This window comes from Trichloromonas sp., from assembly GCF_034006665.1.
Lineage (GTDB): Bacteria > Desulfobacterota > Desulfuromonadia > Desulfuromonadales > Trichloromonadaceae > Trichloromonas.
On the sequence record NZ_JAVESI010000064.1, the window covers coordinates 1 to 11876 of the forward strand.

Below are 11876 nucleotides of genomic sequence, written 5' to 3' on the forward strand. Positions count from 1 at the left end.
TTTCAAAGAGCCATTAAGGCCGCTGCGGGGATATCTACGACATTTTGCCGAGGCCTTTCGGCCCGGCAACAACCGAATTGGTTGGCTCATGCCTCAAGCCGCGTGAGCTTTTTTCGCGATTGCATCACCCTTTTTCGCAAAAAAATTCGTGACCCAACGGAAAAAGCCTGAAAAGCCGATGCTTACCCCTTGACCAGAATCACTACGCTCATGATACTCTATTATACATATGTCGCAATGAACAAGCCGCGCAACAACCCCTGATCCGGACCCCGCTCCGGCTCTTCCCATGCAAGGAAACTCCATGTCCTCCCCGATGAAAAAGCTCCTGTTCGTCTGTCTCGCCCTGATCTTCTCCACGATTTCCTCCCTCGCCGCCCTGCCCGCCGAGGAGTTCGACATCAATCGCGCCCGCTTGCTCAGCTTCATCCTGCGCGGCCAGATCAACCAGAACCATTACAGCCAGAAGCCGATCGACGACACCCTCTCCCGCGCCGCCTTCGATCTCTACCTCAAACAGCTCGACGGCCAGAAACGCTTTCTCCTCAAGGAGGATGCCGACAAGCTGGAAGGATTCGCCACCCGGATCGACGACGAAATCAATCGTGGCCGGCTGGAGCTGGCGTCCCTCGGCGCCCGGATGATGTCCCTGCGTCTGGCCCAGGTGGAGAAACTGGCCGGCGAACTGATCGAAGAAACATTCGATTTCTCCGTCGATGAAAGCCTGGAAACCGACCCGGAAAAACTCGACTTCTGCAAAGACGAGGCGGAACTGCGAGAACGCTGGCGGAAAATTCTCAAATTCCAGGTTCTGGTCCGCTACCTGAACCTGCTCGAAGATGAAGAGGAAAAAGCCAAAACCGAGGGAAAAAAACTGGCCAAAACTGAGGCACAGCTGCTCGAAACCGCCCGCGAGAAGGTGCGCAAGAGCAACGCCGACTTCTTCGACCGCATGCGCCAGGAAACCGAGCAGGATCACTACGACCGCTACTTCAACGCCATCACCCGGGCCTTCGATCCCCACACCAACTACCTGCCGCCCCAGACGAAGGAAGATTTCGACATCAGCATGAGCGGCTCGCTGGAAGGGATCGGCGCCACCCTCCAGGAGGAGGATGGCTACATCAAGGTCATTCGCATCATCCCCGGTAGCGCCTCCAGCCGTCAAGGGCAGTTGCAAGCCGAGGACATCATCCTCGAAGTGGCTCAAGGCAAGGGCGAGCCGGTAGACGTCACCGACGCCCGCCTACGCGACGCCGTCAGCCTGATCCGCGGGAAGAAAGGAACGGAGGTGCGCCTGACGGTGAAAAAACCCGACGGCCGCCGGTTGATCATCCCCATCATCCGCGATGTGGTGCAGATTGAGGAGACCTTCGTCAAGGGGACGATTCTGAAAGACGAAAAGAGCTCAAAGAAATTCGGGTACATTCGCATTCCCAGCTTTTACCGCGACTTCAAGAATACCGTGCGCGGCGGCGACGGTCGCAACTCGACGGACGACGTGCGCGAGGAATTGCGGAAGATGACCAAGGCCGGTATCGACGGCCTGGTTCTCGACCTGCGCAACAACGGGGGAGGCGCCCTCACCGATGCCGTTTCCATCACCGGACTCTTCATCGAAAAAGGCCCGGTGGTGCAGATCAAGAACCGCAACGGGAGGATCAACGTCCTTTCCGACCAGGATCCCGCCATCGATTACCGGGGGCCGATGGTGGTACTGATCAACAAATTCAGCGCCTCGGCCTCGGAAATTCTCGCCGGCGCCCTCCAGGACTATCGCCGGGCGGTGATTATCGGCAGCGAGCACAGTTACGGCAAAGGGACGGTACAGACCATGGCCGACCTCGACGCCAATCTGCCCTTCATCAATCTCGACAAATACCGCCCCTTAGGCGCCATGAAGGTGACGACCCAGAAGTTCTACCGGGTGAGTGGCGAATCGACCCAGTACCGTGGCGTCGTTCCCGACATCATCCTCCCCGATCCCCTGCGCCATGTAGAAGCCGGCGAGCAGTACGTCGATAATTCCCTCCATTGGGACAGCGTTGAACGCACCAGCTTCACCCCCTGGAACCCCCCTTTGGCCCTGCCCCCCCTGGTCGACCGGAGCCACGAGCGCGTCGCCGCGAACGAGGAATTCAATGAAATCCTTACCGAAACGGAGCGGGCCAAGATCCGTCGGGAACAAACCCGCCAAAGCCTCGCCGTTGAGGTCGTGCGCAAGGAGCGGGAAGAGGAGAAAAAGCTGCGCACCAGCAAACTGATGGGTCACGGCGCTATGGGCATGGAAGATGCAAATGCCGATGAAAAAAAGGATCACCAACTGGATGAGGTAGAGCGCGAGAAGGAGTGGCTCAAGGAACTGGCCGAGGATCCCTATGTCGGTGAGTCGCGCCGCATTCTGCTGGACATGGCGATGCCCTTGGAGCAAAAGCTGAACCTCCCGGCCCTGGCCGATCAGAATGGGGCCGGCAACTCTGTCTACTCACGTCCCTAATCCCCTGCCAAAGGGCGGTGCCGTGCCTTGTGAAAAGGCGGCTCCGCCCTTTTCGGCGGCCTTGCCGCCCGCCTCCGCCTCCAGTAAATCATTCGTTGTATTCCCGCCAACGGTTCGGTAAGATAATCCCGGTTTTCGCGACACCGCTTTGCCCAAGGGATCTTCATGATGCAACCCGCCGCTGAATTCTCTCTGCCCCAGGCGATCGGCAACACTCCCCTCGTGGAACTTACCCGACTCGCCGCCGGCTTGCCGGTTCGAATTTTTGCCAAGCTCGAGGGAAACAACCCCGGGGGCTCGGTGAAGGACCGGCCGGCCTGGTACATGGTGAAAAAAGCCGAAGAAAGCGGCCTGCTTTCTCCGGGGAAGACGATTCTCGAACCGACCTCCGGCAATACCGGCATTGCCTTGGCGATGATTGGCGCCGCCCGGGGCTATCGGGTCAAACTGGTGATGCCGGGCTGCGTCAGCATCGAACGCCGTGCGGTTCTTGAAGCCTATGGTGCCGAAGTGGTCCTTTCCGAAGCCTGTCAGGCGACCGATGGCGCCATTCGATTGGCGCACCAGATTCTCATCGACGACCCGGACCGCTACTACATGCCCAACCAGTACGTCAACCCCAACAACCCCTTGGCCCATTACGAAACCACCGGGCCCGAGATCTTCCGACAAACGGCTGGAGAAATCGACGTTTTCGTCGCCGGCATGGGGACTTCCGGAACCCTCATGGGAACCGGTCGCTTTCTGCGTCAGGCCAAGCCCGAGGTGCGCATCGTCGGCATTGAGCCGCGCCTGGGGCACAAGGTGCAAGGTCTCAAAAACATGAGCGAGGCGATTGTCCCGCAGATCTATCACGAAGAGGAACTGGACGAGAAACTCACCGTCGAGGACGAGGTTGCTTTCGAGACCGCCCGGCGCCTGGCTCTTGAAGAGGGAATCTTCGTCGGGATGTCCAGCGGTGCGGCCATGGCCGGAGCTTTGCAGGTCGCTCGCGGCATGACCTCCGGCGTGATTGTCACCCTTCTTCCCGACCGCGGCGATCGCTACCTGAGCACCTCTCTCTTCCGCTCCCTCTGCGCCTGCTGCCCGCCCTGATCGTGCCGATGGAACTCCCCGAACTTCTACGCAAATCTGCAGATAAACTCCTCGGCGCCTACTGCGCGGGACGACCTCTCGCCAGGCATTCGCGACACTTTCGCCTGATCTACCGGATCAATGGCGTCCGCGCCACCCTAATCGAAGAACAATTTTCCTGCCCGGCTTGCCGTCAGCGCACGATACGCCCCATCGCCCAGTTCCGCTATCATGCGGAACTGACCCAGTGGTCCCTGCATTACTACCTGAGCGACCGCCGCACCTGGGCCTTCTACCTTAACTGCAGACCCAGCCTGAATCTGGCCGGTATGTTGCGCCACGTCGATGCCGACCCTCTGCGCATGTTCTGGGAATGACCTGCCCCGCCCAAAGCCTTCGTCTTGACAATCTCCCACTTTAGGTTAAAACATTAATAACTTTTTCACCCCTCATTTACAGGAGAACACACGATGACCCTACGTATCCTGATCAGTTCCTTAGCCATTGCCGCATGGACAGCCGGCCTCTCTTGGGGCGGCCAGGAAACCCTGCTCGAACAAAGCCGCTCTTATTTCGAGCCGATTCCCACCGCCGCTCCCGAACTGGCGGCTAATCCCGCCACCCCGGAGAAACTTCTCCTCGGCCGCATGCTCTATTTCGAACCGCGCCTTTCGGCTTCCAGCCTAATCAGCTGCCAGACCTGTCACAATGTCGGTCTTGCCGGTGCCGACATGCAGGAGACCTCCGTCGGTCACGGCTGGCAAAAAGGACCGCGCAATGCGCCAACCACCTACAACTCCGTCTTCAACACCGCCCAGTTCTGGGACGGCCGCGCCAAGGATTTGATGGAACAGGCCAAGGGACCGGTTCAGGCTTCCGTCGAGATGAACAATACTCCGGAGCAGGTGCTGGTCACCCTAAACAGCATGCCCGAATATGTCGAGCTCTTCAAAAAATCCTTCCCCAAGGATAAAGAACCCGTCACCTTCGACAACATGGCCCGCGCCATCGAGGTTTTCGAAGCGACCCTGCTCACCCCCAACGCCCCCTTCGACCGCTTTCTCAAAGGGGACAAAAAAGCCCTTTCCGCGATCGAAACCCAGGGTCTCGACCTCTTCATCAACAAGGGTTGTGTCGGCTGTCACAGCGGCGTAAACATTGGCGGAACGGGCTACTTCCCCTTCGGGGTTGTGGAAAAACCCGGAGCCGAACTCCTCCCCGAGGGGGATACCGGACGCTTCCAGGTGACCAACACCGCCGGCGACGAGTACGCCTTCCGTTCCCCCCCCCTGCGCAACATCGCTCTGACCCCGCCCTACTTCCATTCGGGCAAGGTCTGGAGCCTGATCGAATCGGTGCGTATCATGGGCTCGTCGCAGTTGGGCATGGCCCTGAACGAAGAGGAATCTTCAGCGATCACCGCCTTCCTCAAAACCCTCACCGGCGAACAACCGGTCATCGAACATCCGGTGTTGCCGCCACAAACGGATCGGACCCCGCGCCCGGTCCTGACCTCTCCCGGGGTGTAATACCTCTGTCCACCCACTGTTTTCGACCCCTCTGCTCAAGGAAGGCACATAAGATCGTGCCCTTCCTTGGGCAGAGCTTTTTCTCCGTTTCCTTCAGCTAGCCACGGATATTTTTCATATGATCTTTTTTCGCCTTCTCTGCCTTTGTTTTCTCATTTTCCCCTCCCTGACCCTAGCGCAGGAACCTGCTCCCGCACCGGCGGCAACCGCCGAAGAACAGACCTTCCCTGGCGTTGCCGAGATCATCCCCATGGCTTCGCAACTCTCCGAGAGCGCCCTGAAAACGGAAGCCGAAATAACGCCCCTTGCCGACCTGACCCAGATCAGGAGCGAGATGGATAGCGTCAAAGTCCGTCAGGATGAAATCATGCAGCGGCTCACCGCTCTCGGCGAAATCGAACAGTGGACCTTCGACCGCCTGCTGGAGATGCGCGGAGCGGTGGAAAACCACATGGGTGCCCAGCGCAAGATCATCGAAACGCTTTCGCAGCGTATCGGCAAGTTGGAAGGCATCCGGCAGGCATGGAAAGAACAGGAAAGATTCTGGAAGGACTGGCGGAAAGATCTGCATGGGGCAACGGCGGAGGTTCCGAAATCGGCCTTTGCCGACAGCATCGCTCAGGCGCAAGAAATCCAGGAACGGGCCAAGGAGATTTCGGCACCGCTGGTCGATGCGCAAAATGAGATTTCAACCCAGCAAAACGCCCTCCTCGACGTGCAAAACCGGATCGAGGCGTCGCTGAACAATCTGCGCAAACAGACGTTCGAGAAGACCACCCATTCGTTCATCAGCAAAGACTTCTACCTTCAGTACACTCCCGAACTTATCACCACCACCGTCGCCGGCATCCGCGATGCAAGCAAAATTCAATGGGACTTTCTGCTCGAAAAACCCTGGGTCGCGCTTCTGCAGGTGGGAACGACGTTACTTTTGGCCTTTTTCATTCTTCGCCACCGCAAGGGGGAACTGATCAACGACGAGTGGAAATTCATGGCCGATCACCCCTGGGCCACAGGCATCTTCGTTTCGGTTATCTCCTTCAGTTATCTCTACGGCACCATGCCCTCCTTCTGGCGCATGGGCATTACTCTGTTGGCCGTCCTCTCCACGGCGATCCTGGTCACTGGACTGGTCTCAAATCCCCGTAAGCGTCTGATGCTTTACTTGCTGGCGACGCTCTTCACCATCACCCAGGTACTGCAGCTGATCACCTTTCCCGCGCCCCTCTACCGACTCTATCTGACCGCCCTCTGTTTGCTTGGCATCCCAGTATTGCTGCTGCTCGCAAAGGCCAACCAAAATGCCCATGAAGGACGCAAAGACTGGTTTACCCTGATCCTGCGCTGGGGAGCGGCGATCCTGTTCGTGTCCCTTATCGCCCAGGCCAGCGGCTACAGCAATCTAGCCTCGCGGCTGATCAACTCCTCGGTCGGTACGGTCTTTCTCAGCCTCTATTTGCTGATGACCCTGCGCCTTGCCCACGGCGCCATCCGCTATGTCTTTTCCCATCCCGTGGTGATTCGCCGTCCATTTTTCTACCGCTACGGCGATGATCTCATTGCCCGGCTTTCGACCATTGTCAAAATTTTTCTCGGTGCCTATTGCTTCCTGCTGCTTTTTGTCGTCTGGGGCATCTACAACTCGGCGGGACAGGCCTGGGATGCCGTCACCGGCATGAGTGTTAAGGTCGGCGAGATGACCGTCTCGCTGAACATGATCGCCCTTTTCTGCCTAGTTCTCTACTTCGCCTTTACCTTTTCCTGGTTTTTACGTTCCTTTCTCGAAGCCCAGGTTTTTCCTCATCGGGATATGGATCGCGGCATCCGCGACGCGATCAAAAAATTGCTGCATTACACCATCATCTTTCTCGGCGCCCTCTTCGCCATGAGCCTGGCCGGGGTCGAACTGAAAAGCTTCGCTTTCCTCGCCGGTGCCTTCGGTATCGGTATCGGTTTTGGTCTGCAGAATATCGTCAACAATTTTGTCAGCGGGATCATCCTTCTTTTCGAGCGCCCTGTACGGGTTGGCGATGCCTTAGTCATTGACGGAAAATGGAGTACGGTGCGCAAGATCGGTCTGCGCTCGACCATCGTCGAAACCCCCGACCGAGCGGAAATCATCGTGCCGAACTCGGATTTCATCTCGCAGAAGGTCACCAACTGGACCCTGAGTTCAAGCATCGCCCGGATCGTCATTCCCGTCGGGGTCGCCTACGGCAGCGATGTAGGCAAGGTGCTGGCCCTACTCACCGAAGCGGCAAACGAGCAGGAACTGATTCTCCAGAACCCGCCGCCATCCCCCATTTTCACGGCCTTTGGCGCGAGTTCCCTGGATTTCGAGTTGCGTGTCTGGGTAGCCGACGCCGACTCCATGCTCGGAGTCCGCAGCGCTCTGCTCCAAAGCATCGACCGGCTTTTCCGCGACGCCGGGATTGAAATTCCCTTTCCCCAGCAGGATGTCCACCTTTTTGTCAAGAACGGGGAAAAGCCGCCTGCCGCGCAACCGCCACAGACAGAGACGGTTCCCCCCGTATCCTGATCGCTTACGGGTATTCCCGCGGCCAATGACAAGGGGATACCCGTAGCTAGGTATTGAGCCAAGCGGGTTAAAGTGCTATTTTGATTTATTATCAACCCGCCGGGAGATGCACCATGCCGAAAAAACCCCATGTCATGATCCTAGGTACCGGTCACGCTGTTCCCGACCGGGTTCTGACCAACGCTGCCCTGGAACAGATGGTCGATACCAGCGATCAGTGGATTATGGAGCGCACGGGCATTTGCGAACGTCGTATCGTTGCGCCCGGCACCCCCCTTTCCGAGCTTGCTTCCCTGGCAGCGACCCGCGCGCTCGCCGCTGCCGGGGTCTCCGCCAAGGAGATCGATCTGATTATCCTCGGAACCGTCACCGGTGACATGAAATTTCCCGCCACCGCCTGCATCATTCAGGATCTCATCGGTGCCAAACAGGCCGTCGCCTTCGACCTGTCCGCCGCCTGTTCCGGCTTTCTTTACGGCCTACAGATCGCCGAGGGCCTCATGCTCACCTCAGGCTATCGCAAGGCCCTAGTGATCGGCGGCGAGATCCTCTCCTCCATGGTCAATTGGCAGGACCGGGACACCTGTGTCCTTTTCGGCGACGGTACCGGTGCGATCGTTCTTGGCGCCGCCGAAGGCGAGCGCGGCATTATCCACACCTGCCTCGGCAGCGACGGCGCCCATGTAAAACTCCTCTACAACCCCGGGTGCGGTAGCCTGAATCCACCGACCCCCGACAATGTCGCGGCCCAACTCCACACCATTCACATGGCCGGTCGTGAGGTCTTTCGCCATGCAGTCACAGCCATGAGCAACGCCATGCAGCAAGTCCTGGACGAAGCCGACATCGCCCCGGACGAACTGCAACTGCTTATTCCCCACCAGGCCAATCTGCGTATCATCGAAGGTGTAGCCAAACGCTTGCATATCCCCGCCGAAAGGGTCTACATCAATGTCGACCGCTTCGGCAACACTTCCTCCGCCTCCATCCCCATCGCCCTCGACGAAGCCTCCCGCGCCGGTCTCATCCATCCCGGCGATCTGGTGGGAATGGTCACTTTTGGCGCCGGTCTCACTTGGGCTTCGGCTGTCATCCGTTTTTGATGAGATCAAAAATCGTTCTTGCCCTATTGCATAATTGCAATGTTCTTGATAAAATAAATCCAAGAGAAAGGAGGATAAGGAAATAGAGACTTACAACATAACATAAGGATCATTGCCCCCGAAGGGGGGATTAGTCGTTCTGCCCCGCAGGACGAAGAAGTCGGTCAAGAATCAATGCCGGCAACTAACGGAAAAAACCCCGCCATTCAAGAATGACGGGGTTTTTAGTTTTGGTCTTTTGCTTTGGTCTTTGGTCTTTTGCTTTGGTCTTTTGCTTTGGTCTTTTGCTCGTACCGCCCAACCAGCCGACAAGATGCGGAAGATTTTCGAATTTTCCTCATCCTCGGCAAGCATCATATAGCAGGTTGCGCCGTCCCTGAAAATCACCTTTCCGTCTCACGTAAAAGTCGACGGATTAATTTTTTTCTATTGCAATCCCGTGGTTTTACACCCTAAAGAAAAGGGTCACCGTTACCGGCGACCCTTTTCTTTTTTACCTGAGAAACCGCGCGGTGACCTAGTGGGAACCGTGCATGAAGGCGTAGATCATGAGAACAACCAACGAAAGGCCGATAAAGACCGCTGTGAAACCGAAGGTCTTGAAGAGGAAGTCGTAAAGAATACCACTCGTCTTCGGCTTCTCGTAAAGATGCAGAGTCCCGGCTTCCTCGTAGCGCTTCCACTGGTCACCACGCTCGTGGATAAACTCTTCTTTCGGCATTTCGCCGTTGAAGATAACGAAGTCCATGGGGAACTTCTCCGGCCGACCATGGGTATTAAAGAAGTGGACGGTGAAGATGAAGCCGGTGGCCAGCAGCGCCTCGTCCGAATGGACGATAGTCGCCACGTTGAAGACCCAGCCGGGGAGGAACAAACTGAAGAACTCTGGAAACCAGAGCATCAGACCGGAGCCACCGATGGCGAACATACCCCAAAAGACCGCGATGAAGTCAAACTTCTCCCAGTAGGTCCAGCGCTCGAAGGTCGGCTTCGGACCGCGGAAGAGGAACCAGCGGACCATGTTGGTCACGTCGCAAATGTCGCGTAAGTTGGGACAAAGGGACTCAGGCCCGAACAACCGCTGCAGGAAGTTCCCAGGAATGTCCTTGCGAATGAAAAGGAAGTTGATGGACATGTAGATCGCGGCACCGAAATAGACGAAGGTAATGACCGCGCAGATCCGGTGGATATAGGCCGCATTGGCCGCGGAACCAAAGAAGTCCATGAAAACCTTGGCCCACGGCTGGTCGGCAAATTTGAGGGGCAGACCGGTCAGGGAGAGACCAAGGAAGCTGACAATCACCAGAAAGTGCAGGAAAATGTGGCGTTTGGTGAAACGACGGTACATCTTATGCGGATCTTTGACGTGCTGCTCGAAACCATGCTCCATCAGTTCGCGCTTCTTTTCCCGGTTTTCAACGAAGCCGCGAAGCATCCAGAGCAGGGTATGGATCCAGAAAACCCCGAAAGTCGTAACCAGCAGCGTGGTCATGGCGACGAAGGTGTAGTAAAGGATCGGATACTTGTCTTTGTCGTGGGAACCATGGGAATAGTACATGGTGAAGAGCGGTGTCGCCTTTTCATGGCAAACGGCACAGGTCGCCACCAGATTCTCTTCGTTCACACTCGACCTCACATCGGAAGCGGGCAATACATTATGTGAGGTGTGACAGTCGGCGCAACCGGCCACCAGTTCGGGATAACCCAAACGATAGTTCTTGCCGTGATAGCTGTGCATGTAGGTTTCGACCGCGACATTGAATACGTCGTTGCGGGTCATCATCTCTTCGTCGGCATGACACTTGAGGCAGACGCTGGTGTGGAACTCGCGGTTCTCCTTGGAATTGGCATCCCCCAGGGGCTTGACTTCATGCAGATTGTGGCAGTCGTGGCATGCCGCGGAATCAGGGTTGCCGGCCAGCACCCCTTGGCCATGGGCCGATTCCAAGTAATTTTCATGATTGTCATGGCAACCGGTACAGGTTTCCACCGCCTTTTGCTTCTCCCCCTTCCAGGAGGTCAGGGTGTGAATCTGGACATGGCAATCGGCGCACTTGATATCGTTGAGCATATGCACGCTGGCATAGTGCTCGGCGGTCTGCTGCTTGTGACAGCGTACGCAGTTGACCGGCTCAGGCATAACGGTCCCGTCGATATGCCCCTGCAGATCAGACAGTTCGACATGGCAACTGGTACAGGCGTTCTGCCCATGAACCGAGGCGCTGAACTCGTCAATAGACACCACATCTTCGTGGCATTCGAGACAAGCTTTGGGATCGATGGCCAAGCCACTTTCCGCAGCCGCAGACACAACCAGAGCGAACAGCAGAGCCAAGGCCATCATCAATCGGGGCAAAACATGGTGCATAGAAAACCTCCTGACATCGTTTAATTTTTCTTCCACCTGTGTATCACTCGTAACCAATTCGTACAAAAGAGTGTAGCTCCAACAGGACTTCCGCAGCGGTCGGAAGCACTGTGTATTTTTTTTATATACATCCCTCCTGACTATCACAGCAAAACACAAAAGTCAATTGTGAAACGGTCGTTGAACAATCTTTTCTATCTAGGGTAAACCCATGAAAAATAGTATTTTTTTCAATACCCTCATTAACTGGTGGACAATTGTCTAAAAATACTTTCCGGCAACAAGAGCAAACCTCGATACTGGACAAAATCACCTCCTTGTGTTTGAATCACCCCGTCCCTCGGTGGACAGAACCTCTTCTGCCTCAAGAAGGATTTTACCATGACCAAAGACACCGATCTGATCTTAGCCATCTGTGCCTTCGCCTTCTACATCGTCGGCGGCCTCGCCACCTTCGCCGGCCTCGGGCTCTTCTTTTTCTTCGGCGGGGAGGACGTGCTCGGGTGGGGTTCGGGCAAGGCGCTCGGTTATCTGAGCATTAGCGTCGGGCTGTGCCTGTCTATTCTCGGCGTGCTCTTCATGCGCATCATCCGCAATCGAACGCCTCGCTGAAACAGCGTTTCACTTGCTAAGAAAAGTATAATCGAGTAGGGTGAGGCGAGCAGATCAAGCTCGCCTCATCCCTCTCACAGAACCGTACGTACGGGCCTCGTATACGGCTCCTGTCCATTCTTCCCCTCAGTACGTCTGAGGCAGGTACCCGGTT

General features: G+C 56.6%; 8 protein-coding genes. 7 read left to right on the top strand and 1 reads right to left on the bottom strand.

Translation table 11 applies throughout. The annotated features are described in order from the left end of the window. The first annotated feature begins 304 nt into the window (after positions 1–304). From RBR25_RS16400 to RBR25_RS16425, 6 genes are all read left to right on the top strand, one after another. Complete coding sequence (locus RBR25_RS16400) at positions 305–2497, top strand: carboxy terminal-processing peptidase (RefSeq protein ID WP_432820628.1); 2193 nt, start codon at positions 305–307, stop codon at positions 2495–2497. 165 nt (positions 2498–2662) lie between these two features. Continuing rightward, positions 2663–3592, top strand: a complete 930-nt coding sequence (locus tag RBR25_RS16405; protein ID WP_432820629.1) for a PLP-dependent cysteine synthase family protein — start codon at positions 2663–2665, stop codon at positions 3590–3592. Between the two features lie 8 nt (positions 3593–3600). Further along, complete coding sequence (locus tag RBR25_RS16410; protein WP_432820630.1) at positions 3601–3948, top strand: DUF3024 domain-containing protein; 348 nt, start codon at positions 3601–3603, stop codon at positions 3946–3948. 93 nt (positions 3949–4041) lie between these two features. Then, positions 4042–5100 (top strand): cytochrome-c peroxidase, encoded by a 1059-nt coding sequence (locus RBR25_RS16415; RefSeq protein ID WP_432820631.1) that lies wholly within the window; start codon positions 4042–4044, stop codon positions 5098–5100. 118 nt (positions 5101–5218) lie between these two features. Next, entirely contained in the window at positions 5219–7639 is a 2421-nt protein-coding gene (locus RBR25_RS16420; RefSeq protein ID WP_432820632.1) for a mechanosensitive ion channel domain-containing protein, read from the top strand. Positions 7640–7752: 113 nt separating this feature from the next. Beyond that, positions 7753–8742: a beta-ketoacyl-ACP synthase III gene (locus RBR25_RS16425; RefSeq protein ID WP_432820633.1), complete on the top strand. Its 990-nt coding sequence runs from the start codon at positions 7753–7755 to the stop codon at positions 8740–8742. A gap of 517 nt (positions 8743–9259) precedes the next feature. On the opposite strand, the gene RBR25_RS16430 is transcribed toward RBR25_RS16425, so the two are convergent. Beyond that, on the bottom strand, positions 9260–11110 hold the full coding sequence (locus RBR25_RS16430; protein ID WP_432820634.1) for a cytochrome C: 1851 nt from the start codon (positions 11108–11110) through the stop codon (positions 9260–9262). 381 nt (positions 11111–11491) lie between these two features. Here RBR25_RS16430 and RBR25_RS16435 point away from each other — a divergent pair, with 381 nt between their 5' ends. Then, positions 11492–11722, top strand: a complete 231-nt coding sequence (locus RBR25_RS16435) for a hypothetical protein (protein WP_432820635.1) — start codon at positions 11492–11494, stop codon at positions 11720–11722. Positions 11723–11876: the final 154 nt, after the last annotated feature.

Excerpts from the sequence above, each read along its gene's own strand:
- RBR25_RS16400 (WP_432820628.1), top strand. The coding sequence starts at position 305 with ATGTCCTCCCCGATGAAAAAGCTCCTGTTCGTCTGTCTCGCCCTGATC.
- RBR25_RS16405 (WP_432820629.1), top strand. The coding sequence starts at position 2,663 with ATGATGCAACCCGCCGCTGAATTCTCTCTGCCCCAGGCGATCGGCAAC.
- RBR25_RS16410 (WP_432820630.1), top strand. The coding sequence starts at position 3,601 with ATGGAACTCCCCGAACTTCTACGCAAATCTGCAGATAAACTCCTCGGC.
- RBR25_RS16415 (WP_432820631.1), top strand. The coding sequence starts at position 4,042 with ATGACCCTACGTATCCTGATCAGTTCCTTAGCCATTGCCGCATGGACA.
- RBR25_RS16420 (WP_432820632.1), top strand. The coding sequence starts at position 5,219 with ATGATCTTTTTTCGCCTTCTCTGCCTTTGTTTTCTCATTTTCCCCTCC.
- RBR25_RS16425 (WP_432820633.1), top strand. The coding sequence starts at position 7,753 with ATGCCGAAAAAACCCCATGTCATGATCCTAGGTACCGGTCACGCTGTT.
- RBR25_RS16430 (WP_432820634.1), bottom strand. The coding sequence starts at position 11,110 with ATGCACCATGTTTTGCCCCGATTGATGATGGCCTTGGCTCTGCTGTTC.
- RBR25_RS16435 (WP_432820635.1), top strand. The coding sequence starts at position 11,492 with ATGACCAAAGACACCGATCTGATCTTAGCCATCTGTGCCTTCGCCTTC.